This is a genomic window from Albibacillus kandeliae (assembly GCF_003116585.1).
GTDB lineage: Bacteria > Pseudomonadota > Alphaproteobacteria > Rhodobacterales > Rhodobacteraceae > Albibacillus > Albibacillus kandeliae.
The window spans coordinates 83,509-107,812 of record NZ_QEHM01000008.1; the positions used below are offsets into that span (position 1 = coordinate 83,509).

22 protein-coding genes are annotated in these 24,304 nt (G+C 66.7%); 7 read left to right on the top strand and 15 right to left on the bottom strand.

Translation table 11 applies throughout. The annotated features are described in order from the left end of the window. Window positions 1-840: 840 nt before the first annotated feature. The 7 genes from scpB to DDT93_RS18260 all read right to left on the bottom strand — a co-directional run bounded on the left by scpB (window position 841) and on the right by DDT93_RS18260 (window position 9,169). Window positions 841-1,449 carry an SMC-Scp complex subunit ScpB gene (gene scpB, locus DDT93_RS18230; protein WP_109467548.1) on the bottom strand — a complete coding sequence of 203 codons (609 nt, stop codon included), beginning with the start codon at window positions 1,447-1,449 and terminating at the stop codon, window positions 841-843. Window positions 1,450-1,502: 53 nt separating this feature from the next. Further along, window positions 1,503-2,288 (bottom strand): segregation and condensation protein A, encoded by a 786-nt coding sequence (locus DDT93_RS18235; RefSeq protein WP_109467314.1) that lies wholly within the window; start codon window positions 2,286-2,288, stop codon window positions 1,503-1,505. Further along, window positions 2,281-3,285, bottom strand: coding sequence for a beta-N-acetylhexosaminidase (gene nagZ / locus DDT93_RS18240; RefSeq protein WP_109467315.1), 1,005 nt, complete (start codon window positions 3,283-3,285; stop codon window positions 2,281-2,283). The genes DDT93_RS18235 and nagZ overlap by 8 nt, the downstream gene beginning before the upstream one ends. 7 nt (window positions 3,286-3,292) lie before the next feature. Continuing rightward, window positions 3,293-4,243 carry an SPOR domain-containing protein gene (locus tag DDT93_RS18245; protein ID WP_109467316.1) on the bottom strand — a complete coding sequence of 317 codons (951 nt, stop codon included), beginning with the start codon at window positions 4,241-4,243 and terminating at the stop codon, window positions 3,293-3,295. Between the two features lie 84 nt (window positions 4,244-4,327). After that, window positions 4,328-6,073, bottom strand: a complete 1,746-nt coding sequence (gene argS / locus DDT93_RS18250) for an arginine--tRNA ligase (protein WP_109467317.1) — start codon at window positions 6,071-6,073, stop codon at window positions 4,328-4,330. Between the two features lie 57 nt (window positions 6,074-6,130). Beyond that, entirely contained in the window at window positions 6,131-7,981 is a 1,851-nt protein-coding gene (locus DDT93_RS18255; protein WP_109467318.1) for a cation:proton antiporter, read from the bottom strand. 21 nt (window positions 7,982-8,002) lie between these two features. Next, window positions 8,003-9,169 carry a deoxyguanosinetriphosphate triphosphohydrolase gene (locus tag DDT93_RS18260; RefSeq protein ID WP_109467319.1) on the bottom strand — a complete coding sequence of 389 codons (1,167 nt, stop codon included), beginning with the start codon at window positions 9,167-9,169 and terminating at the stop codon, window positions 8,003-8,005. A gap of 91 nt (window positions 9,170-9,260) precedes the next feature. Between DDT93_RS18260 and DDT93_RS18265 the strand changes: the two genes are divergently transcribed. Beyond that, window positions 9,261-9,584, top strand: coding sequence for a HesB/IscA family protein (locus DDT93_RS18265; RefSeq protein ID WP_109467320.1), 324 nt, complete (start codon window positions 9,261-9,263; stop codon window positions 9,582-9,584). Between the two features lie 17 nt (window positions 9,585-9,601). Here the strand turns inward: DDT93_RS18265 and DDT93_RS18270 are convergent, their stop codons facing one another. From DDT93_RS18270 to DDT93_RS18280, 3 genes are all read right to left on the bottom strand, one after another. Next, window positions 9,602-10,498 (bottom strand): DMT family transporter, encoded by an 897-nt coding sequence (locus tag DDT93_RS18270; protein WP_332872704.1) that lies wholly within the window; start codon window positions 10,496-10,498, stop codon window positions 9,602-9,604. After that, window positions 10,495-11,568: a DUF6902 family protein gene (locus tag DDT93_RS18275; RefSeq protein ID WP_109467322.1), complete on the bottom strand. Its 1,074-nt coding sequence runs from the start codon at window positions 11,566-11,568 to the stop codon at window positions 10,495-10,497. Before DDT93_RS18275 ends, DDT93_RS18270 begins: the two co-directional genes overlap by 4 nt. A gap of 63 nt (window positions 11,569-11,631) precedes the next feature. Then, window positions 11,632-11,919 carry a DUF6749 family protein gene (locus DDT93_RS18280; protein ID WP_109467323.1) on the bottom strand — a complete coding sequence of 96 codons (288 nt, stop codon included), beginning with the start codon at window positions 11,917-11,919 and terminating at the stop codon, window positions 11,632-11,634. A 331-nt stretch (window positions 11,920-12,250) separates the two neighbouring features. On the opposite strand from DDT93_RS18280, the gene xth reads away from it, so the two are divergent. The 3 genes from xth to grxD all read left to right on the top strand — a co-directional run bounded on the left by xth (window position 12,251) and on the right by grxD (window position 14,026). Beyond that, window positions 12,251-13,030 carry an exodeoxyribonuclease III gene (gene xth, locus DDT93_RS18285; RefSeq protein ID WP_109467324.1) on the top strand — a complete coding sequence of 260 codons (780 nt, stop codon included), beginning with the start codon at window positions 12,251-12,253 and terminating at the stop codon, window positions 13,028-13,030. A gap of 98 nt (window positions 13,031-13,128) precedes the next feature. Further along, window positions 13,129-13,371 (top strand): BolA/IbaG family iron-sulfur metabolism protein, encoded by a 243-nt coding sequence (locus tag DDT93_RS18290; RefSeq protein WP_109467325.1) that lies wholly within the window; start codon window positions 13,129-13,131, stop codon window positions 13,369-13,371. 283 nt (window positions 13,372-13,654) lie between these two features. Continuing rightward, entirely contained in the window at window positions 13,655-14,026 is a 372-nt protein-coding gene (gene grxD / locus DDT93_RS18295; RefSeq protein WP_109467326.1) for a Grx4 family monothiol glutaredoxin, read from the top strand. Between the two features lie 61 nt (window positions 14,027-14,087). Here the strand turns inward: grxD and DDT93_RS18300 are convergent, their stop codons facing one another. Continuing rightward, window positions 14,088-14,483, bottom strand: a complete 396-nt coding sequence (locus DDT93_RS18300) for a cell division protein ZapA (RefSeq protein ID WP_109467327.1) — start codon at window positions 14,481-14,483, stop codon at window positions 14,088-14,090. After that, the gene (locus DDT93_RS18305; protein WP_109467328.1) at window positions 14,483-15,079 is read right to left on the bottom strand and encodes a hypothetical protein; all 597 of its coding nucleotides are present in this window, start codon (window positions 15,077-15,079) and stop codon (window positions 14,483-14,485) included. The genes DDT93_RS18300 and DDT93_RS18305 overlap by 1 nt, the downstream gene beginning before the upstream one ends. 258 nt (window positions 15,080-15,337) lie before the next feature. On the opposite strand from DDT93_RS18305, the gene tkt reads away from it, so the two are divergent. After that, entirely contained in the window at window positions 15,338-17,356 is a 2,019-nt protein-coding gene (tkt, locus tag DDT93_RS18310) for a transketolase (protein ID WP_109467329.1), read from the top strand. Between the two features lie 87 nt (window positions 17,357-17,443). Here tkt and DDT93_RS18315 read toward each other — a convergent pair whose 3' ends face one another. Further along, a complete protein-coding gene (locus DDT93_RS18315; RefSeq protein WP_232825500.1) occupies window positions 17,444-18,226 on the bottom strand; it encodes an SIMPL domain-containing protein in 783 nt (260 codons plus the stop codon). A 183-nt stretch (window positions 18,227-18,409) separates the two neighbouring features. On the opposite strand from DDT93_RS18315, the gene DDT93_RS18320 reads away from it, so the two are divergent. Next, entirely contained in the window at window positions 18,410-20,917 is a 2,508-nt protein-coding gene (locus DDT93_RS18320; RefSeq protein WP_109467330.1) for a hypothetical protein, read from the top strand. A gap of 10 nt (window positions 20,918-20,927) precedes the next feature. Here DDT93_RS18320 and DDT93_RS18325 read toward each other — a convergent pair whose 3' ends face one another. Further along, on the bottom strand, window positions 20,928-22,163 hold the full coding sequence (locus tag DDT93_RS18325) for an MFS transporter (RefSeq protein WP_232825501.1): 1,236 nt from the start codon (window positions 22,161-22,163) through the stop codon (window positions 20,928-20,930). A 99-nt stretch (window positions 22,164-22,262) separates the two neighbouring features. After that, window positions 22,263-23,504 (bottom strand): calcium-binding protein, encoded by a 1,242-nt coding sequence (locus DDT93_RS18330; RefSeq protein WP_109467331.1) that lies wholly within the window; start codon window positions 23,502-23,504, stop codon window positions 22,263-22,265. A 342-nt stretch (window positions 23,505-23,846) separates the two neighbouring features. On the opposite strand from DDT93_RS18330, the gene DDT93_RS18335 reads away from it, so the two are divergent. Continuing rightward, window positions 23,847-24,302, top strand: coding sequence for an Lrp/AsnC family transcriptional regulator (locus DDT93_RS18335; RefSeq protein WP_109467332.1), 456 nt, complete (start codon window positions 23,847-23,849; stop codon window positions 24,300-24,302). Window positions 24,303-24,304 lie beyond the last annotated feature (2 nt).

Consider the following 24,304-nt stretch of genomic DNA (forward strand, 5'->3'; position numbering starts at 1 on the left):
TATGAATAAACGATACGTAACGTTTCTTATTTTCAGATACGGAACGTAACGTTAATTACTCCGACCAGTTATGAAGAGCATCCTAGTCCATGCTGATCGGTCGGGGCGCGGAGATGGGATTGGGCCGGTTCTCATCCGGTCTTAGAGAAATATCAGTTGTGGTCGGGTCCCTGCCCTGCCCTCAGGCGCGGGTCATACGGGTCATACCGGACCGGACGTGATTTGTGGGATCGCGGGTTGCCGTCGTAGCGGTAATTGCGACGGGACCTACGCACGGCAGATGTCCCCGTCTTACAGCAGATTGATCAGTCTCACAGGAGATCTACAGGTTCCACAAGCAATCGGGAGGTCTCACAGGAGATCAACAGATCCCACAAGCGATCGAGAGGTGCCACAGGAGAGCGTCCAGTTGCACAGGCGAGCGAACGGTTCCATAGCAGACCGACCGGTCTCAGCGCCATTTGACCGGCCCCACTGATCGCGATTGCACCAGGGGACGCTTCACTGAAAGCTCATGCCCGGGTTTCACGGACGGCCCAGACCCGCCTGGCCAGACCTGAATAGCGCTTGCCCAGCCTAGACCGTCCAGACGAGCCGACCTTTGCATCAGTCGCTCCAGCGCTCAATGCGGGAGTAGGACACCTGCGCTCAACGCGGGCTACCAGTTCCGCCTCAGCGCTCGGCGCGAGGTGCCATCTCTTGCACCTCAGCGCATATCGCGCGCTGCCGTCCCCCCCCCCCCAGTGCATGTCGCGCGGTACAATCCCTCGCACTCCAGCGCTCGTCGCGAGGCACCTGCCGTCGCACGTCCCCAAGACCCAACTCGCCCTTGCGGGGCGGTCAGTCCTCGAACAGTTCCGATTGGCCGGAGGTTGCCTCTTCCTCGTCGTCCTCTTCGCGTTCGCCCAGCGAGAAGGCGCCCGGGGGTGGGCGGTTTTCCAGCAGGCCGGCGGCGCGCAGTTCCTTGAGGCCGGGCAGGTCGCGGGCGTTTTCCAGCCCGAAGTGGTCCAGAAACTCCGAGGTGACAACGAATGTTACCGGGCGGCCCGGGGTCATCTTGCGCCGGCCAAAGCGGATCCATTCCATCTCGAGCAGCTGGTCGATGGTCCCCCGCGAGACGGAGACACCGCGGATTTCCTCGATTTCGGCGCGCGTTACCGGCTGGTGATAGGCGATAATTGCCAGCGTCTCGATCGCCGCACGCGACAGCTTGCGGGTTTCGACCGTTTCCTTCTGCATCAGGTAGCCGAGGTCCGGCGCGGTGCGGATCGCCCAGGCGTCGTCCACCTTGACCACGCGGACGCCCCTGCCCTCGTAGCGCTTGCGCAGGCGGACCAGCGCCTCGGCGGCGTCGCAGCCGTGCGGCATCCGGGTTTCCAGATCGCGCACGGTCACCGGTTCGGTGCTGGCAAAGAGCACCGCCTCGACCATGCGTTCCTGTTCGCCCATGGGCGGTGCTTCGAACAGCGTTTCTTCCTGCTCTTCGGGGACCTGGCTCACTATCAATCCGTTCTCTTGCGTATCTGTATCGGCGCGAAGGTCTCGGACTGCCGGATTTCCATGTGGCCTTCCTTTACCAGCTCGAGCGAGGCGGCAAAAGTCGCCGCGGTGGCCGAACGCCGGCGCACCGGATCCGTCTCCCACCCTTCGGGCAGGAAACTCAGGATGTCGGCCCAGTCGGTGGCGTAGCCCATGATCGGGCGCATGCGTTCCAGCGCCTGCTCCATGGTAAAGACGTTGTGCCGGTCCATCACGAAGGGGCGGAACTCGTCACGGGTGCGGATGCGGGCATAGCCCTGCATCAGGTCCAACAGGGTCGCGGTGTATTTCACCGTGCGGATGCGGGTCACGTCCTCGCTCTGGCCACGGGCGAAGAAGTCGCGCCCGAGCCGGTCGCGCGCCATCAGCCGGGCGGCGGCATCGCGCATGGCCTGCAGGCGTTCCAGCTGGAACGCGAGGTGCGCGGCGAGTTCCTCGCCCGAGGGACCATCCTCGGTGGGGTCCGGCGGCAGCAGCAGGCGGGATTTCAGGAAGGCGAGCCAGGCCGCCATCACGAGGTAGTCGGCGGCCAGTTCCAGCCGGAGCTGCTTGGCCTTCTCGACAAAGGCGAGGTACTGGCGCGCCAGTTGCAGCACCGAGATCTTGCGCAGGTCGACCTTCTGGGTGCGGGACAGCATCAGGAGGACGTCGAGCGGGCCTTCGAACCCGTCGACGTCAACGATCAGCGCCTCGGCCGCAAGCCGTTCGGCAACTGAAACCGTGTCTTCCTGAAAGATGTTCTCAGCCATAGACCATCCCGCGCATCAGTCGGCTAAGGTCGGCCTCTGCTGCGGGAATGTCAAGTTCGTCGGGCGCCTGCCGCGCGGCGATCGCCGCCTCTGCGCGGGCCTGCGCCGTGTCGGTCATCTCTCCGGCGGCCTCGGCAACGGCCATCCGCTCGGGCAGGGTCCCGTTACAATGGAGGATCACGTCGCAGCCTGCGGCGATAGCGCGGCGGGAGAGGTCGCCGAGATCGCCCTTGAGCGCCTTCATCGAGATATCGTCGGTCATGATCAGCCCGTCAAAGCCGATCTGTTCGCGGATCAGGCCCATCACCTTGGGCGAAATGGTCGCCGGGTCGGGGTCGATCGCGTCGTAAACGAGGTGCGCGGTCATCCCCATCGGCAGGTCGTTCAGCATCCGGAAGGTGGCGAAATCGCTCTCGGCGAGCGTGTCCGCGTCGGTCGCGACGTGCGGCAGGTCGAAGTGGCTGTCGGCGGTGGCGCGCCCGTGCCCGGGAATGTGCTTGAGCACCGGCAGGACCCCGCCCGCCAGCATCGCGTCGGCGGCAGCCCGACCCAGCCGCGCGACGGTTTCGGCCGTATCGCCATAGCAGCGGTTCTTGAGGAAATCGTGGGTCTCGGGCCCGGCGATATCGACCATCGGGGCGCAGTTGCTGTCGATCCCGAGGCCGCGCAGTTCGTCGGCGATCAGGCGATAGCGCAGGTACATGGCCTGTTCGGCCCCCTCGCCCGCGCGGGACACATGGTCGAGCGGCGGCAGCCACTGGCGCCCGAGCGGCGGGCGCAGGCGTTGCACGCGGCCGCCTTCCTGGTCGATGGTGATTGGCGCCTCGCGGCCCACGCAGTCGCGGAACTCGGCACAGAGTGCGCGGATCTGGTCGGCGCTCTCGAGGTTGCGTGCGAAGAGGATGAACCCGAAGGGGTTCACGTCACGGAAAAACGCCTTTTCCTCCGCCGTCAGGCGAAGACCCTCGGCGTCGAGGATGGTGGCACCGAACTTCAAATGAACCTCACCGGGTCGTCACGGGAATGCAGTCGGCGCTCTCGGCCACGAGGACCGAGCAGAAGCGCCGTGCATCGTTGATATCGTCAAAGCCCATCGCGCGCAGGCGGTAGAAGGTGCGCCCGCCGCTCTCGGCCTCCTGGATCACCCGCGCCTTGCCGCCCATGTAGTCGGCAAAGCGCTGGCTGAGCTGGTCCCATTCCGCGCGGGCGATGTCGGGCGTGTCGAAGGCGCCGAGCTGTGCAAGGCGGGTTCCTGCGGGCAGCGTCGCGGAGTCGATCTCCTGCACCGGGGCCGAGGCGCTGGCGCGCACCAGCCGTTCGGGCTGGTGGCTGGCGACATAGCCGGCGGGCCGGGGCGACGGGCGCAGCGACTCGCGCAGCCCGGGCGCGCGGCCCACACCGGATTCCGGCCTGAACATGGCCGGGGTTTCCTCGGGTTCGGTTGCGGGAAGTTGCACGGCGGCTTCAGTCAGAACCTCCGGCCCGTCGACGGCGCTGGTATCGCCCTCTTCGTCGACATCGCCCGAGTCCGACATCAGCTCGCGCACCAGCGCGTCGACGGTCGAACTGACGTCACCGGCCACCTTTTCCTGTTCCAGCTCGTCCATCGCCTTGTCTTCGGCGGCGAGTTCCACGGGCTTGGGGGCAAGCATCACCTGCTCGGCCGGTGCGGCGGCGGTGCCGTAGGCGGCAACCTCGTTCACCGCGAGCCCCTGATGGTCGGCGGGGCGGCCGCCCGGGTCCTCGGGCGCAATCCGCATCGGACCTTCCAGCGCGCGTACCACCGGCACGCCGCTGACATCCCGCATGAGGAGCTTGTAGCCCCAGACACCGATACCGGCGACAAGGGCGACCGAGGCCACCGCACCGAGAATGTTGACCAGCCTGCCAATGCCCGCAGATGCGGGAACGTCGTAGTCTTCGTCTACACCCTGAGTGTATTCGATATCCGCCATGTCGCCTCACTGCCCGTCTTGTACGGTTGACCCGCTTAACGGTGCTGTTCTTGAACTGCTCGATCGGCGCTTCGGGCGAATTTGTTACCGCATCTCCTGCGCCGGTGTGACACCCAAGATACCAAGACCTGCAGAAATAACAACGGAAACAGCCCGAGCGAGGGCGATTTTCGCCTGACTTGCGGCGGCATCGCCCTCCTGCAGGAAGCGCAGCTCGGTCTGGTCGTTACCACGGTTCCAGAGCGCGTGGAAATCGCCGGCCAGTTCGTAGAGGTAGAAGGCGACGCGGTGCGGTTCGTGCGTGCGCGCGGCGATCTCGACGAGGCGCGGCCATTCCGCCAACTTGCGCGACAGCGCCAGCTCGGCCTCGTGGGCGGCGAGCGACCGGTCGGCGGCCTTGAGCGTGTCGTCATCCGCGGCCACACCGGCCTCGGCGGCGCGGCGCAGAACGCTCATCACCCGGGCGTGCGCGTATTGCACGTAGAACACCGGGTTCTCCTTGGACTGCTCCACGGCCTTGTCAAAGTCGAAGTCCAGCGGGGCGTCGTTCTTGCGGGTCAGCATGACGAAGCGGGTCACGTCGGGGCCGACCTGATCGACCACGTCGCGCAGGGTGATGAAGGTCCCTGCCCGCTTGGACATCTTGAAGGGCTCGCCGTTCTTGAACAGCTTGACCAGCTGGCACAGCTTGATGTCGAGGGGCACGCGGTTGTCAGAAAGCGCCGAGACCGCCGCCTTCATCCGCTTGACGTAACCGCCGTGGTCGGCGCCGAAGACGTCGATCAGCGCGTCGAAGCCGCGCTGCACCTTGTCGTAGTGATAGGCGATGTCGGGCGCGAAATAGGTCCAGGCGCCGTCCGACTTCTTGATCGGGCGGTCGACATCGTCGCCGTGTTCGGTCGACTTGAACAGGGTCTGCTCGCGCGGCTCCCAGTCCTCGGGCGTCTTGCCCTTCGGCGGTTCGAGCACGCCGCGATAGATCAGGCCCTTGCTTTCGAGCTGGGCGATGGCCTGCTCGATCCGGCCGGTCCCGTAGAGCGACTTTTCGGAGTAGAACACGTCCATCTCGACGTTCAGGAGCTTCAGGTCCTCGCGGATCAGCGCCATCATCTCGTCGGTGGCAAAGTCGCGCACCTCTTCCAGCCAGACCGACTCCGGCTCGTCGATGTAGGCGTCGCCGACCTTGGCCTTGAGCTTTTCCCCGGCCGCGATCAGGTAGTCGCCCGGGTAGGTTCCGTCGGCGAACTCGACATCCTTGCCGTGGGCTTCGAGATAGCGGAGGTAGACCGAGCGGGCCAGCACGTCGACCTGTGCGCCGCCGTCATTGATGTAGTATTCGCGGGTGACCTCGTAACCGGCGTAGTCCAGCAGGCTCGCCAGCGCGTCACCGAAGACCGCGCCGCGGGTATGGCCCACGTGCAGCGGGCCGGTCGGGTTGGCCGAGACGTATTCGACGTTGACCTTCTGGCCCTTGCCCATGTCGGATTTGCCGAAGGCGGTGCCCTGCTCCAGCACGGCGCCGACGATGCCCTGCCAGACGGTCGGCGCGAGGCGCAGGTTAAGGAAGCCCGGACCGGCCACCTCGGCGCTGACGATCCGGTCGTCGGCCTGCAGGCGCGCGGCGAGGTCCTCGGCGATGTCACGGGGTTTCAGACCGGCGGGCTTGGCCAGCACCATGGCGGCATTCGTGGCCATGTCGCCATGCGCGGCGTCGCGCGGCGGTTCGACGGTCACGCTCTCCTGCGAAAGCCCCTGCGGCAGCGCCCCATCGGCGGCCATGGCATCGAGGCTCTCGAGCACGAGCGTACGGATTTCGGCAAAGAGGTTCATGACAGGTCCTTTGAGAGATTTGCGCGGTGTACCACGCGCGCCAAGGAGGTCAACGCCTCAAGCGTCGTCCCCTGCTCCCTTCCCGGCGTCCGGAGCCGTTTTCGGCTCGGCCTTTCGGGGCGAGAAGTGGACGATGCGCGCCCCCTCTCCGCCCGACACCTCGGTCTCGGGCCCCGGGAAGCGAAGCTGCCCGTTGGGGTAGATCATGGTCATGATCACCGAGTCCGGCCGCTGTTCGAGCCAGTGCTCCAGCGTGTATTCCTTGCTGAGCCGCGTGGTGCGGAATTCCCAGCCCTGCCGATGCCTGCTCTCGAGCTCGTCATAGGTCAGCCCCTGCGCGAAGAGCCGCCCGCCGAGCGTCGCAGGCAGGGAGTTGCGCGCACTCTCCTCGTTGGCGCGCTTGAGCTGGAACACGTTGTCCCGCCCGTACTCATGGCCCAGATCGGTTGCCACCAGCGTGTTGTAGGCGTCGTTGTCGGTGACCGCGACAAGGCGGGCGAAATGGGCGCTCTCGATGCGGTGCTCGGCGTCCTCGGAGAGGACGTCACCGAAGAACACCGGGATGCCGGCACTGCGGGCCGGGCGCAGGTGCGACAGGTTGCGGTCGCTGATCAGGACCGGGATCTCGGCCTTTTTCAGCGCCTCGGCATAGCCCGTGCTCCAGCGCGATCCCCCGACGACCAGCACGCCCGGCTGTTCGGCCCCGGTCAGGCCCAGGGCGCGGGCCAGCGGCGCGAGGGTGAAGCCGTGCACGACCACGGTGGCCGCCACCAGCGCGAAGGCCAGCGGCGCGACGAGGTCGCCATCCTCGACCCCGAGCCCCGAAAGGCGGGCGCCGAACAGGCCCGCCACCGCCACCAACACCACCCCGCGCGGGCCGGTCAGCGCCACCAGCGTGCGTTCGCGCCAGCCCACGTCGCTGCCGATCAGCGAGGTGTAGACCGTTAGCGGACGTACGAGGAAGATCACCAGCACGAGGAAGAGCGCCGCGCGCCATGTCAGCTGGCCCAGCATCGAGAAGTCGAGCGAGGCGGCGAGCAGGATGAAGACGCCGGAGACCAGCAGGATCGTCGCATGTTCCTTGAAGCGGCGGATTTCCTCGTAGGACGGCAGGTTGGCATTGGCGAGGATCACACCCATCGCTGTCACTGCCAGCAACCCGCTTTCATGCAGGGTCCAGTTTGACAGGGCGAAAACGCCCAGCAGCACCGTGAAGAGCACCGAGACCTTCATGTATTCGGGCACCCAGCCACGCTTGAAGGCGCGGGCGAGGCCCCAGCCGGCGAGGGAGCCGACGGCGATGCCGAAAAGGATGCCGCCGACGACCGAGAAGATCGCCTCACCCATGGTCTCGGTATCGAGATACTTGATGCGAACCACCTCGAAGGCCAGAACCGCGGCCATGGCGCCGATCGGGTCGTTGACGATGGCCTCCCACTGGAGCAGCGCCGAGGGCTTGCGCGACAGCCGCGCCTGCCGCAGCAGCGGCGCGATCACCGTCGGCCCGGTCACGATCATGATGCCGCCGAAGACCGCAGAGGTTTCCCACGTCAGCCCGGCCCCGAAATGCAGGGCGAGCGAGGACAGCAGCCAGCCGAGCGGCGCGCCGATCAGCACCAGCCGCCGCACCCCCTGCGCCACGCCCTTGAGCGTGCCGAGGCTAAGGGTCAGGCCGCCTTCGAAGAGGATCACGGCCACGGCGATGGAGATGAAGGGCTCGGTCAGGTCGCCGATGTCCCGCTCGGGGTCGAAGATGCCGGTGACGGGGCCGATGAGGATGCCCGCCAGCAGCATCAGCACGATGGCAGGAAGCTTGAGGCGCCAGGCCAGCCATTGCGCGCCGACCCCCAGCACCCCGACCAGCGCAATCGCCATCACCGGGGTCATCCCCGCGCCTGCCTCCGTCATGCCCTCTCCTTTTCTGCGGGATCAGAGGGGAGAACGATCCGTCAGCGGTTCCGTTCCCAGCAATCTCGCGTGTTCCTGCAAGGCGAAGCGATCCGTCATGCCCGAAACGTAGTCGCAGACGATGCGCGCCAGTTCGATTTCATTCTGCACCTCTTCGACGTCCTTGCGCCACTGTTTCGGCAGCTGGTCGGGATGCTCCATGAAATAGGGAAACAGTTCGTAAACCACGCGCGTCACGTTCCTGCGCATCTCCACCACGGTGGGCGCGCGGTACATGCGGTCGAACAGGAACTGCCGGATTACCTTGAGGTCGTCGAACAGCGGCTGCGAGAAACGGATCACCGTGCGCCCGGCATGGCGGATATCGCTGGCCGACTGCGGGTCGATCTCGTCCAGCCGGACCTTGGCAAAGGCGATCACGTCCTCGACCAGCACGCCGAAGAAGCGCCGCAGCGCCTCGTGCCGGCGGCGGTAATAGTTCAGGCCGGGATACTTGCGGTCCACCTCGGCGAAGTTGTCGCGCAGGATCGGGAGCTCGGCCAGTTCGTCGGTCGAGAAGAGCTCGGCCCGCAGACCGTCGTGCAGGTCGTGGTGGTTGTAGGCCACGTCGTCGGCGATGGCCGCCACCTGCGCCTCGCCGCTGGCATAGGTGTGCAGTTCCAGATCGTGGCGCTTGTTGTAGGCCTCGAGCGCCCAGGGCAGGTCCCCGACGACAGGGCCGTTGTGCTTGGCGATGCCTTCCAGCGTCTCCCACGTCAGGTTCAGCCCGTCGAATTCGGCATAGTGCCGCTCGAGCGAGGTGACGATGCGGATCGCCTGCGCGTTGTGGTCAAAGCCCCCGTAGGGCTCCATCAGCACGTGCAGCGCATCCTCGCCGGTGTGGCCGAAGGGCGGATGGCCGAGGTCGTGCGCCAGCGCCACCGCCTCGGTCAGTTCCTGGTTCAGCCCCAGCGAGCCCGAGATGGTGCGGGCCACCTGCGCCACCTCGATCGAGTGGGTCAGGCGCGTGCGGTAATAATCGCCCTCGTGCTCGATGAAGACCTGCGTCTTGTGCTTCAGCCGCCGGAAGGCGCTGGCATGGATGATACGGTCCCGGTCGCGCTGAAAGCACGAGCGGAAAAAACTCTCTTCTTCCGGCATCAAACGTCCTCTGGACTGTGCCGGATCCGAGGCATAGGGCGCCCACATGTTCGCCGATCCTTGTCGCCTGTTCCCGGGCTTTCTATATTGTAGGCGAAGCGGTTATGAAACCGCCCCTTTGAAATTGACGGAGCGCCCCATGCAGCTTCCCCCGAAAGTCACCGAACGCGCCTTTGAACGCCTTGCCGAGATCGGCGCGGCCACACAGGGCAAGGCCCTGCGGGTTGCCGTCGAAGGCGGCGGCTGTTCCGGTTTCCAATACGAGATCGCGCTGGATGACCCGGCGGAGGACGATCTGGTCCTTGAAGGTCAGGGCGAGAAGGTCGTGGTCGATAGCGTGTCGCTGCCGTTCCTGTCGAACGCCACCATCGACTTTTCCGAGGAACTGATCGGTGCGCGTTTCGTGATCGAGAATCCGAATGCTACCTCGTCCTGCGGCTGCGGCACTTCCTTCTCGATGTAATTCAAGCCCCGTGACTCTCAGGCCCGCGCCGGGCTCTCCCTGAGAGTCCCGGTGCCGAAGGCTTCGCCGAGCACAAGCGCCACCCCTGACACGATCACCGCCGTCGCGCCGAGCATGACGCGCATCTCGGGCGCTTCGCCGAAGGCGAGTGCACCAAGCGCGACCATCCAGACGAACTGGAGGTTGAGCAGCGGGGTCACCGCGTAGGCCGGCAAGCGGCGCAGCGAGAGCACCAGCACCCAGCGCGCGCTGAACAGCAGCACCGCATAGCCCACGACCCAGCCGAGGTCGGCCAGCGGCATGGGCCGCCAGACGAAGGGCAGCACCAGCCCCATCGCCACGCAGAGCGCGAGGTTGGGATAGAGCACGAGCGCCAGCCCGTTGCTCTCGCGCCTGCCGATGTAGCGGGCGAGCACGATGGAGAAGGTCCCCGCGACCGAGGCCAGAAGCGCCCAGAGGTGGCCCGCCCCGATGGAACCGAGACCGGCCGGGAACAGGCAGAAGACCCCCAGCACCCCGACCCCGAGCGCGGCCCAAGCCACCGGGCGCACCGGCTCGCCCAGCACCGGGCCGGACATCAGGGCCGCGATGATCGGGATCAGCGCGACGAAAGGGAACACCTCGGCGAAGCTCAGCAGGCGGAACGCCTGAAAGAAGGCGATGGCCGCGATCACGGTGGCCGCCGAGCGCATCGCCATGGCGCGGGGACAGGTGGTGCGGAACCCCCGCCGCTGGGCCGGGTGGCGGTCTGCGGCGAGGCTCATCAGTGCGACCAGCAGGCCGGACATCGCGTAGAGCTGGGGGGCTGCGTAGGCCCCCGCGATCACCTTGGTGATGGCGTCCGCGCCCGAGGCCAGAACGGTGTAGCCGACGGCCAGTGCCGCGCCGGTCGCGGCCATTCGCGCCGCGCTCACAACCGCACCCCGCACAGCCCGGTTCGGGCGAAGCCTTCGAAGAAGCTGCCGAAACGGGCGCTGCTGGCCTCGGCCCGGGCGAGGATGCCCTGCCCCTCGTGCCCGATGTCCTGCAGCAGGGTCGCGCGCATCGCGCCCCAGTCGCGGCGGCGCCGCTCGCCCAGCCGCAGCAGTCGTTCGGAGATCTGGCGCAACGGCGCGCTCGGGTCCGCGTAGCGGTGAAAGCCGAGCGCCCCGCGCCGGGGCGGAAGGGCAAAGGCGGGCCGACCGGCGGCTGCCATCGCCCAGTTGCTGACGAGGAAGGTATGGTAGTCATCGGCGCCCCGGACCTCGCTATGCGACAGCGAGAAGCCACGCGCCTCGCGGGCGATCCAGTCCTCCCAGAGCGGCGGCGGGGTGGCTCCGGCATGCCGCAACGCGATGCAGATCTCGGCCATCAGGTCGGCATCCTGCCCAAGGTAGGCGACAAGGCCCGCGTATTCGAGGCTGACCAGCGCGGCGGGCGACAGGCCCGGATCTCGGCGGCCGTATTCGCCGAGGTAGAAGACGATATGGGTCAGTTCGTAGGCGGCCTTGCGGTTGGGCAGCGCGAAGGTCTCGTTACGGTCGATGAAGGCATGCAGGCGCTGGTCGAGGTCCGGGTCCCTGGGGAACGGGTCCACGCCCCTGCGCTGCATCAGCCGGCGCGCCTCGGCGCGTTGCAGGTCCGAGAGTTCGGCATCGGCCAAGCCCTGCCGGGCCGACCAGAGTGCCAGTGCCTCGCCCTTGCTCCCGGGCATTCCCAGGTCTTCGAGGTCGAGGCAGAGCGAGAGGAAGAAACGGTAGTATTGCGGGAAGAAGCCCATGCGCTGCTCCAGCCCGGCGTAGAAATCGGCGTAGGGCGCGAGAATGTCATCGGAGAGAGGCAGGCCGGTGCATTCGAGGATGCCCAGCAACTCGGCGTTTTCTTTAAGCCAGAACACCTCTTCCTCGTTGCGGCGATGGCGCGCGAAGGCCTCGACCAGACAGGTGAGACGGTCGCCCTCTTGGCCTGTCCAATGCGGAACCACCGGCTGCAGGATGTTGGTCATCTCCGTTCCTCCGCAAGCGACGGATGGCAAACGCCATCCGCCGGTATTGCTCCCTTGCCCGGCTCAGCTGCCGGAGGTGAAAAGACCCGTCGCCGCGCCCAGCAGGATCACCCCGCCCGACGATGGTGCCGAACTGGAGGTGAACATTTCCACCCCTTCGCCGCTGGCCAGCCCCTCCACCGGTCCGGAACTGGAGGTGAAGAGAGCGATCTGGTCGCCAGCATGCATGTCGGCGTGGGCGGTTGGTTGCGAACTTGACGTGAACATCGACAGACCTTCGCCAAGTCCCATGGCATCCAGGTCTGTGGTACGGCTAACATTTTCTTTCAAAAAGACTTTCTGAGCGATCATCGCGGTCCCTCCTTTGCTGATGAACACGATGAGGCTGACACCATAGCGATAGTTCTGAAAACATTTTTCTCTGAGAGCGTGTATTGTTGCCCGCTTTTCCACATTAAAGCAGCGCCCTACCCTTGCGCCGGATCTCCGGATGCCTGACGGGCCTGTGGACAGAAAAAACTCTATCCACACCCTTGGATAACTCCAGAATCGCGCCGGGCCGCCCCGTTTGCGCCCCGAATCAGCCCTCCTGAATCACCCCGCGCCCTGGCTTCCCTTGCCCCCGGGGCCGGGCTGGGTCATAGATCGGGAACTGCCGGAACACCCGAAAGGCGCGCATCCAATGAAAGTGGCCACCTTCAACATCAACGGGATCAAGGCGCGCGCCGAGGCGCTGCCCGCCTGGCTTGACGAAGCGACGCCGGACGTGGTGGTGCTGCAGGAAATCAAGTCGGTCGACGAGGCCTTTCCGCGCGAGCTGTTCGAGGATCGCGGCTACAACGTGGAGACCCACGGCCAGAAGTCCTTCAACGGCGTGGCGATCCTGTCGAAACTCCCGCTGGAGGACGTGACTCGCGGCCTGCCCGGCGACGACGAGGACGAACAGGCGCGCTGGATCGAGGCGACGGTCGTCGGCAAGGAAGCACTTCGGGTCTGCGGGCTCTACCTGCCGAACGGCAACCCCGCGCCGGGACCCAAGTTCGACTACAAGCTGGCGTGGATGGACCGCCTGAAGGCCCGCGCGCAGGCGCTGCTCGATGCCGAGGAGATTGCGCTGATGGCCGGGGACTACAACATCATCCCCCAGGCCGAGGACGCCAAGAGGCCGGAGAGCTGGCGCGAAGACGCCCTGTTCCGCCCCGAGAGCCGCGCGGCGTTTCAGCGGATCGCCAACCTTGGTTTCACCGAGGCCTTCCGGACCCGCGTGCCGGGTCCGGGGCACTACAGTTTCTGGGATTACCAGGCCGGAGCCTGGCAACGCGACAACGGGATCCGGATCGACCACTTCCTGCTGACGCCGCAATGCGCCGACCGGCTGGTCGACACCGGCATCGACAAGGAAGTGCGCGGGCGCGACAAGCCGTCGGACCACGTGCCGGTCTGGGTCGAGCTCGACCTCTAGCGCCCGTTGCGGGCCGGGGAATTTCGGGTATTTTCTAAGTGAAGAAGCCGCGGGCCGACCCCAGTCGGGGCGCCCGCACAGCGAAAGGAGAACGCCATATGGCCATGCAAGCCCATGAAATCGAAGAGTTGATCCGGGCGAGCTTTCCTGCCGCCAAGATCACCATCACCGACCTTGCCGGGGACGGGAACCACTATGCGGCCGAAGTGATCGACGAGAGCTTTCGGGGCCAGAACCGGGTGCAGCAGCAGCGCGCCGTCTATGCCGCGCTGAAGGGCAAGATGGACGGCAGCGCCGGGGAACTGCACGCGCTGGCGCTGACCACCAAGGCGCCGGACTAGGCCCTCTGGGGACCGCCGCGGTCATAGGCATCGCGATCGGGGCGCTGGTTGCCCTGGCGATCTGTGTCGAGGCGGTCCTGCGCCGCAATCGCCCGCGGCGCCCCCTGTCGTCCCACCAGCCGAAGCCACGACGCGACCACGCGGTCGGCATGGACGAAACCGACCTGACGGGATTTAGGCAGGCTATGGACCGCAACCCTGACAGACCCTATATGTTCGACAAAGATGACGGGGCGCTCTCCGGGCCGCCGGACCCGACAGACAGGACCAAAGGACATCGCAAATGACCGAGACCACCGATATCGCAAGCCAGATCAAGGACACGATCAGCGCCAATGACGTGGTGCTCTACATGAAGGGCACCAAGGAAATGCCGCAGTGCGGGTTTTCCAGCCGCGTGGCGGGCGTGCTGAACTACATGGGCGTCAACTTCAAGGACGTGAACGTTCTTGCCGACGACGCCATTCGCCAGGGCATCAAGGATTTCTCGGACTGGCCGACCGTTCCGCAGCTCTTCGTCAAGGGCGAGTTCGTGGGCGGCTGCGACATCGTCACCGAGATGACCCTCTCGGGCGAGTTGGACACGCTGTTCGAAGAGAACGGTGTTGCCTACGACAAGGACGCGGCGAACAAGATCCGCGAAGCCAACGCCTGAGATCAGTGCATCGGATCGTCCGTGTTCCCAGAGGGGGCCGCGGACCTGAAAGAGAGGCGCCCTATTCGGGCGCCTCTTCTTCTTCCAGCATGGCCGCCAGCGACTCGGCGCGCGCGGCGAGTTCCGACAGCGTGGCCGTGACCGAAGGCGGGATCACCGGCACCTCGACGCGCTCGGCCACCGGGCGGCGGTCGCGCAGCTGGTCAAGTTCGGCCTCCTTCTCGGCGAGCCGGCTTTCGACCTCGCGGATGCGGTCCTCGACCGAGGCGGTCTTGTCGGCGAGCATCAGTCCCGCCATCAGCAGCATCCGAGCCTCGGGCATCCGCCCGATCTGGTCCGACAGCACCTGGGCCTCGTCGTCCAGCATCTTGGCGGCGGCCTGCAGGTAGCTTTCCTCGCCCGACTGGCAGGAGACATCGAAGCTGCGCCCGCCGATACGAATGGTGACTTCCGGCATCAGGCGTCCTCCCCGTGGTCTTCGCCCGCGCCCGCGTGGGCAAGAAGCGGTTCGAGCTGGGCCAGCACGGCGGCGGCCTCGGCGGCATCGGCGGCATGGGCGGCGCGCAGCCCCTCCAGCTCGGCCAGCATGGCGCTGTTGATCAGGTGCGGCTCGCCCACCCCGGCCTCGTTGGCCTCGCGCAGGGCGGCATTGCTGGCGCGCAGCTTGTCATTGGCCTGCCGCAGGCGCTGCAGATCGGTGTCGAGCCGCGAGACGGCAGCAGACTGGGCCTGAAGCTGGGCCCGCAGCTGTGCGACCTCGCCCGCGTCGGGGGCGGCGGCAAGCTCGGCCCGCAGCCGCGCCAGTTCCTCGGCGTCGGGCGCATCGGCCAGACGGCTCTGGAGGCGCGCGAGTTCATCGAAATGGTTCTGGTTCAGGACGCGCAGGCGTTCCTGCAGCTGGGAATTGGCCAGCTTCTCTTCTTCTAGAGCCTCGGCCAGCCCCGGCGCCGCGGGGGCAGCGGTGCCGACCCGGTCGTTCAGCTTCTCGACGCGATAGGCGATCCGTTCCATCGCCGAGGCGATACGGTTCTGCAAGTTGTCTAGTTCACTCATGCCCTCACCTGCCTTACTGACCTGACCGCCCGCGCGCCGCACCGTTGCCTCCGGTTTGAGCGGGCGAGCCGAATCGGTCCCTGCCCGGTTGTCCTGCCAGTCTAGCAAAGGGAATGCAAATTGCCTCCCCTTTGGATTCAGGGGCTTGCCCGGTGGACCTGATGTGATGGATTGAGCGGCGTCCGGCAATCGCTTGATCTTTGACCTATGGCTGTTATTAGCAGCGGGATCTCAGCCGAAACCAAAGGACCCGTCCCCGTGGATCTGACCTCTCTCGCTGCAAAGAACCCCGATCACTGGGCCAAGGCCACCGCCATCCGCGCCCTGACGCTCGACGCCGTCCATGCCGCCAATTCCGGCCACTCCGGGATGCCGATGGGCATGGCCGACGTAGCCACGGTGCTGTTCGAGAAACACCTCAAGTTCGACGCCTCCGAGCCGACCTGGCCGGACCGCGACCGCTTTATCCTGTCGGCGGGCCACGGCTCCATGCTGCTCTACTCGCTGCTCTATCTCACGGGCTCGAAGGAGATCACGCTGGAGGAGATCAAGAATTTCCGCCAGTGGGGCGCCAAGACCGCCGGTCACCCCGAGAACTTCCTCGCCAAGGGGATCGAGACCACGACCGGCCCGCTGGGCCAGGGCATTGCCAACTCGGTGGGCTTTGCCATTGCCGAGGAAGTGCAGCGCGCGCAGTACGGCAAGAAGGTCGTCGACCACCACACCTACGTCATCGCCGGTGACGGCTGCCTGATGGAAGGTGTGAGCCAGGAAGCGATCACGCTGGCCGGCCGCCTGCAACTCGGCAAGCTGATCGTGCTGTGGGACAACAACAACATCACCATCGACGGCACTGTCGAGATTGCCGACGCCACCAACCAGCCGGCGCGTTTCCGCGCATCCGGCTGGCAGGTGATCGAGATCGACGGCCATGACCCGGAGCAGATCGACGCCGCGCTGACCAAGGCCAAGTCCTCGAAGAAGCCGACGATGATCGCCTGCAAGACGCATATCGCGCTTGGCCACGCCGCACAGGACACCTCCAAGGGCCACGGCGCGCTGACCAACCCCGAGCAGCTGATCGCCGCCAAGGAAGCCTATGGCTGGAACTACGGCCCGTTCGAAGTTCCTGCCGACGTGAAAGCGGCCTGGGAAGCGATTGGCAGCAAGGGCGCAGAGGACCTCGCCGAGTGGCGGTCGCGTTTTGGTATGCTGTCCGAGCGCAAGCAGGCCGAGTTCAACCGGATCTATGCCGGTGAAGCGCCCAGGAAGCTGTCGGCGACCATCAAGGCGCTGAAGAAGCAGATGAGCGAGACCGCGCCCAAGCTGGCGACGCGCGCGTCGTCGGAAAAGGTGCTGGAAGTGATCAACCCGATCATGACCGAGACGCTGGGCGGCTCTGCCGACCTGACCGGGTCGAACAACACCAAGACCGGTGATCTGGGGGTCTTCCTGCCGGAGAACCGGAAAGGTCGCTACATCCACTACGGCATCCGCGAGCACGGCATGGCCGCCGCGATGAACGGCATGGCGCTGCATGGCGGGATCCGCCCCTACGGCGGCACCTTCATGTGCTTCACCGACTACGCCCGCCCCTCGATGCGCCTTGCCGCGCTGATGAAGGTGCCGACCGTCTTCGTGATGACCCATGACTCCATCGGTCTGGGCGAAGATGGCCCGACCCACCAGCCGGTCGAGCATCTGGCGATCTCGCGCGCGACGCCGAACACCTGGGTGTTCCGCCCCGCCGACACCATCGAGACCGCCGAAGCCTGGGAACTGGCGCTGACCTCGACCGAGACTCCCTCGGTTCTGTCGCTGACCCGTCAGGGCCTGCCGACCGTGCGGACCGAGCACAAGAACTCGAACCTGACCGCCAAGGGCGCCTACGTTCTGGCCGAGGCTACCGGCAAGCGGCAGGCGATCCTGATCGCCACCGGTTCGGAAGTTTCGATCGCGATGGAGGCCCGCGAGGCGCTTGAGGCCGACGGCATCGGCACCCGCGTCGTCTCGATGCCCTGCATGGAGCTCTTCGCCGAGCAGGACGAAGCCTACCGCCGCAAGGTCCTGCCTGCGGGCCCCGTCCGCGTCGGCATCGAAGCCGCCGTGCGCCAGGGCTGGGATCGCTGGCTGCTGGGCGAGCGCGGCCGCGAGGCCAAGGCCGGTTTCATCGGCATGGACAGCTTCGGCGCCTCGGCCCCGGCAGAAGTGCTCTACGAAAAGTTCGGGATCACCGCCGCCGCAACCGTGGCCAAGGTCAAGGACCTGCTGGGCTGATCCCCGGCCTCCTGACAGAATGACAAAGGGCCGCCCCGATGGGCGGCCCTTTTTGATTTCAATGGCTTGCGGGGTGATACCCGACGGTCACTCGCCGACGATGGAAAACACCACCGTCACGTTGGCGCCCACCGAGATCTCGCCCGAGGAGATCGGCATCGCGCCCTTGCGGAAGGACGCCGGGGCCATGTCCATCATGACGGGGCCGCCACCGCCGCCATGATCCGAGATGCTCTGGATCGGGCCGAGGTTGACGCCGGCGGCATCGGCCAGCAGCACGGCCTTGGCCATCGCATCCTTGACCGCCGCCGTCCGCGCCGCGTTCTCGAGCGGCTTGGGATCGGTCACCGAGAATTGCAGGCCGCTGAAGTCGTTGGCCCCTCCGGCCATGACGGCATCGAGCAGCGGGCCGAGCCCGTCGAGGTCGCGCACCCGGACCATGATGGTGGAACTGGCGACGAAGCCAGTGATCCGATGCGCGCCGTCTTCGCGGCCCGGTTCGGAATCGGACCAGACCGGCGAGAGCGAAATCGACTGGGTCTGGAGGTCGCGCGGGGCCACGCCAAGGCTCTGAAGGCGGCTGGTGATGCGGGCGATATCGTCCGACGTGGCGCTCATCGCGTCGCTGGCGTCAATCTGCTGATGGGTCACGCCAAGGGTGATGCGCGCCATGTCGGGCTCGGCCTCGGCGGTGCCTTCGCCGGTTACCGTGATCTGGCGCATCGGCGCGGCCTCGGCCAGGACCGGGGCAGCCTGCGACAGGCCAAGGCACAGAACGAGGCAGGGCAGGCCCACGGCCCGGAAACCGGCGGCACCGGCGCGCACGGTATCGGCGGCGAACTGCCGCCCAAGATTCGCAATACGGGTCAATTCCCACTCCTTTGCATTTTCTTAAACTTTGAGTCTTTGCTATGGAGACCGCAACCGTCCGGATGGTGTTTTTCTTTTCCTCGGCAGAGTCCTGCCTTAGAGTATCGGCACTGTCGCAGACGGCCCTCGCCCCCGGCATCCGGGGCGGAGGAGATCGAGCAAGGAATACGAGTGGCCCGGCGGATGAAACCCGAATTCGCGCTTTCACTGTCCTTCGAGGGCATTACCCTGCTGCATCGCGCGGCAGGTGGCTGGCGCCATGTGGGCGAGGTCGCGCTGGATACGCCCGACCTGCGCGCCGCGCTGGCCGATCTGCGCGAGACCGCGCTGCGCCTGTCGCCTGAGGGGATCACCACCAAGCTGGTTCTGCCGAACGACCAGATCCGCTATCTGAGCGTCGAGACCGGCAGTTTCGAAGGCGACGCCCGGCTCGAGATGGCGCGTGCCCAGCTTGCCGGTGCGACGCCCTACGAGATCGACGAACTGGCCTATGACATCTCGCCCGACGGGCGGATGACCCATGTCGCGGCGGTGGCGCAGGAGACGCTGGACGAGGCCGAGGCCTTTGCCAACGAGCACCGCTTTGCGCCGCTCTGTTTCGTGGCCAATCCCGGCGAGGAGGCCTTTCTGGGCGAGCCCTTCTTCGGCGAGACGGCCTGTGCCCGCGACATCACCGGCGGCGCCGAGGTCGAGCCAGACGGCATTGCCGTGGTGGTGGTTGGGCCGGCCGAGTTCCCCGACGAGACGCCCGACGAACCCGAGACGCCCGAGGTTGCAGACCCTGCGGCAGAGGCCGCCGAGGAAAGCACACCCGCGGCGGGTTTCTCCAGCCGCCGCCAGAAGAGCCCCGAGGGCGGCGAGACGCCGGCCCCGGCCACGCCGGTCACCGCCGAGCAGCCCCGCATCACGCTGGCCCCTGCCGAGGCCGATGTCCTTCTGGACGAGGCCGAGACGGAAAGTGCCGTGGCCCGTGCGGCCGTGACCGACCCGGGCATCGCGGTGCCGGAGTTCGAGACTGCCGACGAGGAAACACCCGGGACCGAAGAGAGCACGGAAACTCCGGACGCGAGCTTTGGCGCCCTTCTGGGGCAACGTCGCCGACGCGAGGCGCCGCGCGCGCCCCGCCCTGTCGCCGCCGAAGCGGTGGCACATACCGAGGCGCCGCCGCTGCCCGACGGCCAGACACCGCGGGACGAAACCGACCGGATGACCGTTTTCGGCGCGCGCCGTCCCGGCGAGGTCGGCGGCAAGCCCAAGCGACTTGGCCTGATGCTGACCGCCGCGCTGCTGCTGGCGCTGGCCGCCGTCGCCGCATGGGCTTCGCTGTTCCTCGACGACGGGCTGGCAGGGATCTTCGGCCCCCGCGACGACCCGAGCGAATTCGCCATGAGCCCGGCTCCCGCGCCCACGGTGCAGGATACCGACCCCGTCGCCATGGCCGCGCCCGATGGGGCGGCGACCCCGGCGATGCCCGAGACGGGCGACCAGCCCGCCGCCACGGCTCCGGCGCTGAGCGACACCGATGTCGCCGTGCTGGACGCGCTGTCGGCCACGCCGGACGATGCCATTCCCGAGACCTCGGAAGAGTCGGCGCCGGAGCTGACCGACGAGATGCTGGCGGATGAGACCGTCGCCGAGGAAGAAGCGATGGAGCTCGCGGCCCTGCCGGAGGAAGAACTGGGCGACTTCGAACCGGGCGACGAGACCGACCTGATGGCGCGCTATGCCGCCACCGGCATCTGGCCCGAAGCGCCCGAGACGCTCGAAAGCCCCGCGATCGTCGGGATCGACGATGTGTTCGTCGCCTCGATCGACCGCACCGACATGGCGCAGGATGCCGTCGCCCTGCCGCCCGACAGCGGGTTCGCCACCGACAACGCTCCGACCATCCTCAGCTCTCCCGCGGCGCATGGCACCGACTTCGAGCTTGACCCGCGCGGGCTCGTCGCCGCCTCGGCCGAGGGGACGCTGAACCCCGATGGCGTAATGATCTACGCCGGTCGGCCCCCGCTGGCACCGGCCACCATCCCCGCGCGCGTCGATGTGCCCGCCGAGACGGTGGAGGCGCGCAACCGTCTCGCCAACCTGCGGCCCCGCGCCCGTCCCGAGGACCTGCAGGAGCAGGCCGAGCGCAACCAGCTTGGCGGGCTGACCCGGACCGAACTCGCAACGCTGCGGCCGCGTCTGCGCCCGCAGTCCGAGCAGGAACAGGAACTGCAGGAACAGGCCGAGCCCGGCCTGCCCCCGACGAAACAGGCGGTCGCCGCGTCGCCGCGCCCCGGCGCGCGCCCGAGCGACTTTGCCAGCATCGTGCAGCAGACGGTGGCGAGCGTACCGAGTGTCGCCGCCCAGCCCGACACCAGCGCCGGCCAGTCCGACGCTGGCGACGACGAGCCGGAACCGGAACAGACGGCGGCCGCCGCAACGGTGCAGCCCTCGATCCCGACAGCGGCCTCGGTGGCCCGTCAGGCCACGCAGGACGGCGCGATCAACCTGAACAAGGTCAACCTGATCGGCGTCTACGGCACCTCGTCCGACCGCCGCGCGCTGGTGCGCCTGCCGAGCGGGCGTTACAAGAAGGTCCAGGTCGGCGACACGGTCGACGGCGGACGGGTCGTGGCGATTGGCGACAGCGAGCTTCGCTATCAGAAGAAGGGCCGCAACATGACCCTCAAGATCCCGAGCGGCTGATCATTTCCACCTAGGCCCCGGGTGGTTGCTCTATCCGGACACGCAGCAGTGCCACCGCCAGCAGCCCCAGCACAACCAGCCCCGCTATGGTGTAGGCTCCCAGAACCGTAGCGAGGGCGCCCTGATCCATTTGCCCCTCGCCCGGGATCGCATCGGCCGCGAACAGCAGCGTGCCGGCAAAGATCATGCGCCCGCTGAAGCTCTGCAATGACAGGTAGGTGGCCCGGCTGGCGCTGCTCAGCAGGGGTTGGATCCGTGCGAGGATCAGCGGCCATGACAGGGCGTCGGGCACCATCCGCAGGAACAGCAGGGCTATGGCCAGCAGCGACCCCGACAGGGCAAGGGCGGCGCAGAGCAGGATCTGGATCGCGAAGGCGACAAGCAGCAGCAGGGGCAGACCGAGGCGGCGGCGCAGGGGAACGACGATGAGGGAGGCTAGCAGCGAGACCGCCATCATGGTGGCCGAGACGCCGCCGCTGACGAGCGGTGCCTCGCCCGCGAGGCCGAGGCTGTCGAGCGTGGCGAGGATGAAAGGCTGGCCGAAGACGAAGGGCACATGGCCGAGGATATACATCGCCATGTTGAGCACGAAGAGCCAGACCAGAACGGGATGCAGGAAGGACCGGCCAAGTCCGCCGAGGCGCGCGAGCTCGCCACCTGTCGGCTTTGGGGTGGCGCTGTCCGGCTCGGCAAAGCGCAGGGCGATCACGAGGGCGCAGGCCGAGGCCGCCGCGCTGGCCCAGAACGGCAGCGCACCGGACGCGAGGGCCATGGCGCCCCCGGCCAGCCCCGCCATCGCGCTGGCGGCGAAGCCTGCGCGCCAGGCGCGCAGTTCCTCCCGCTCGATCTGGTCGGACCGGCCGTCTGCGGCGAGGCTTTCGTAGAGGAGCGCGCTGTCGGTTCCCGACATGAAGGCCATGCCCGCCCCGATCAGGACCTGCCCCAGAGCGAACACGGGAAAGCTGCCGCCGATGCCCAGCAGCACCGCACCGGCCATGCCGGATGCTGCGGCGGCGATCAGGGTCACGCGGCGCCCGAGCCGGTCGGACATGTAGCCCGAGGGCACCTCGAGCGCGAGGGCGCCGATGTCGTAGATGGCGTAGAGCAGCACCGCCTCGGCGGCGGACAGTTCGGACTGGAAGTAGAGGAACCAGACCGCGTGCCAGAAATAGAGGCCCTGAAAGAACTTGAACCAGGGGTAGAGGCGCAGGTTGCGCGCCATCTCGCCCTGTCTGAAATGCGCCATGCAACCTGCCCCGCCGTTTCCGGCAGGGTGGCATCATAGGCGCGCCCGGATCAAGAACAAAATAGGAACTCACTCGATCCGGGCATGCCGGTTCTCAGGTCAGAGAAGGAAGTTGTCGGCGTCGCGCAGGTCAGCCACGCGCACCCCTTCGACCAGAACGCTGACATCATCGAAGCTGACCAACACGTGCTGCCCCTGGCGTTCGAAGTCGAGTTGCCCGAAGCGCGAGGCGCCCTTGCCGATCTCGATCAGGTCACGGCCGATCTCGAAATCGGTGATCACGTCGTCACCGTGACCAGTGCGGAAGTAGAAGACGTCTTTCCCGGCACCGCCCGTCAGGATGTCGTTCCCCACGTGACCGTTCAGCCGGTCGTTGCCCGCACCGCCGATCAGCACGTCGTTGCCCTCGCCGCCGAACAGATCGTCGGCCCGGCCACCGCCCAGCAGGCGGTCATCGTGCGCCCCGCCGTCGAGGATATCCTCGCCGCCGCCGCCAAGCAGGGTGTCGAGACCATCGCCGCCCAGCAGTTTGTCGTTACCGGCGCCGCCCACGAGCCGGTCCCAGCCCTTTTCGCCGGCCAGCGTGTCGTCGCCGCTGCCACCCGACAGGTAGTCTTCGCCGTTGCCGCCGCGCAGGTTGTCGTTGCCGCCGTCGCCAAACAGGCGGTCGTTGCCGGTGCGCCCGAGGATGATGTCATTGCCACCCTGCCCGGCGATGTAGTCGTGTTTCGTCGCGGCGAAAGTGTCGCCCTCGATCTGCTGGGAGCTGTAGGTGCCAAAGCGGACCGCCATCTTGGCGTCCAGGAACTCGACGATCTCGACATCGTAGAGCTGGTCGCGGCCATAGGCACCGTCGATCACCAGCACATCGTAGCCGTGGCTGATCTGCCCGGGCGCGAACTTGGTCATGGCGACGAAGGTGTCGGTGCCCGAGCCTGCCTCGATGATGTCGTCCCCGGTCCCCAGACGGATCCGGTCATTCCCGGAATAGGCCCATATCTGGTCGTCATGATTCCAGTAGGAGACGATGGTGTCGTCGCCCCCGAACAGCTCGGCGTTGATGTCGTAGGCGTAGGCCAGGTCGATGATGCCGATCCGGAAATCCGTGTAGCTGGCGACGGCATGGCCCTGGTGCGTCATGGAGATGCCGGTCACCGTGCCCCCGCTCAGCTGACCGCCAGAGAAGGTGAAGCTGCCCGAGAAGGTCACCAGGAAGCCCCCTGCCGAACCGACGAGGCGGGTCGAGCTGACGCTGACCGTCTGGATGTCGTCCAGGAGGATGTTGGTGAGGTCCGAGTAGGTCCATCTGTTTGCGTAGTCGTAGACCGTGTAGGTGGTCATTCCGGTCTTCCCCCCTGAAAGTTCTTCATTCAATCCGCCGTCCCTAAACTAAGGATGCGGTCAGGCACGGTAACCCTTTCCCTGCGAGCGAAGAAGCCAATTCAGGCTGGCTGCGACACTTGCGCAACGCCCCCGCAACGGCGGGTTGAACGGCGTCCAAAAAGACAAGGCGGGAGAGATCGCAGCCACCGGCACCGCGCTCACCAGTTGTTTCAATGCGCGCGCTTCGTCGGCGAGGATACGCCGAGTCAGCGCTTGAACTTGCGCGCTTGTGAAACGCCTTCCCTGTTCAAGCGCGTAAATTCCGCACTATCTGTGCAGTAACGAGGGGATTCGCCGCACGTGCTTGACGATACCGACACCCGCCTTCTGGCAGCCTTGCAAAAGAACGCGCACCTGACCGCGCAGGAGCTGGGCGAGATGCTCAACCTGTCCCCCAGCCAAGCCGGGCGGCGGCGCCAGCGGCTCGAGGCCGACGGCTATATTCAGGGCTATTGCGCCCGGCTGGACCCGCTGCGGCTGGGGCTGGCCGTGCAGGGGTTCATCCAGGTTCAGCTGGGCACCCACGGCCCCGAGCAGTCCTCCTCCTTTGCCCGGCTGATCCGGGGCCGCCCCGAAGTGACCAGCGCCTGGACCATGACGGGCGAGGCCGACTACCTGCTGCGGGTCTACTGTGTCGACCTGCCCTCCCTGAACCGGCTGATCCACGAGGTCCTGCTGGCGCATCCCGCCGTCGCGCGGGTGCAGAGCCAGATCGTGATGGACCAGCTGAAACGCGACGCCCCGCTGCCGACCTGACC

Coding starts and splice junctions, on each gene's coding strand:
- scpB (WP_109467548.1), bottom strand. CDS start 1,449: ATGGGCGAACAGGAACGCATGGTCGAGGCGGTGCTCTTTGCCAGCACC.
- DDT93_RS18235 (WP_109467314.1), bottom strand. CDS start 2,288: ATGGCTGAGAACATCTTTCAGGAAGACACGGTTTCAGTTGCCGAACGG.
- DDT93_RS18245 (WP_109467316.1), bottom strand. CDS start 4,243: ATGGCGGATATCGAATACACTCAGGGTGTAGACGAAGACTACGACGTT.
- argS (WP_109467317.1), bottom strand. CDS start 6,073: ATGAACCTCTTTGCCGAAATCCGTACGCTCGTGCTCGAGAGCCTCGAT.
- DDT93_RS18255 (WP_109467318.1), bottom strand. CDS start 7,981: ATGACGGAGGCAGGCGCGGGGATGACCCCGGTGATGGCGATTGCGCTG.
- DDT93_RS18260 (WP_109467319.1), bottom strand. CDS start 9,169: ATGTGGGCGCCCTATGCCTCGGATCCGGCACAGTCCAGAGGACGTTTG.
- DDT93_RS18265 (WP_109467320.1), top strand. CDS start 9,261: ATGCAGCTTCCCCCGAAAGTCACCGAACGCGCCTTTGAACGCCTTGCC.
- DDT93_RS18275 (WP_109467322.1), bottom strand. CDS start 11,568: ATGACCAACATCCTGCAGCCGGTGGTTCCGCATTGGACAGGCCAAGAG.
- DDT93_RS18280 (WP_109467323.1), bottom strand. CDS start 11,919: ATGATCGCTCAGAAAGTCTTTTTGAAAGAAAATGTTAGCCGTACCACA.
- xth (WP_109467324.1), top strand. CDS start 12,251: ATGAAAGTGGCCACCTTCAACATCAACGGGATCAAGGCGCGCGCCGAG.
- DDT93_RS18290 (WP_109467325.1), top strand. CDS start 13,129: ATGGCCATGCAAGCCCATGAAATCGAAGAGTTGATCCGGGCGAGCTTT.
- grxD (WP_109467326.1), top strand. CDS start 13,655: ATGACCGAGACCACCGATATCGCAAGCCAGATCAAGGACACGATCAGC.
- DDT93_RS18300 (WP_109467327.1), bottom strand. CDS start 14,483: ATGCCGGAAGTCACCATTCGTATCGGCGGGCGCAGCTTCGATGTCTCC.
- DDT93_RS18305 (WP_109467328.1), bottom strand. CDS start 15,079: ATGAGTGAACTAGACAACTTGCAGAACCGTATCGCCTCGGCGATGGAA.
- DDT93_RS18320 (WP_109467330.1), top strand. CDS start 18,410: ATGAAACCCGAATTCGCGCTTTCACTGTCCTTCGAGGGCATTACCCTG.
- DDT93_RS18325 (WP_232825501.1), bottom strand. CDS start 22,163: ATGGCGCATTTCAGACAGGGCGAGATGGCGCGCAACCTGCGCCTCTAC.
- DDT93_RS18330 (WP_109467331.1), bottom strand. CDS start 23,504: ATGACCACCTACACGGTCTACGACTACGCAAACAGATGGACCTACTCG.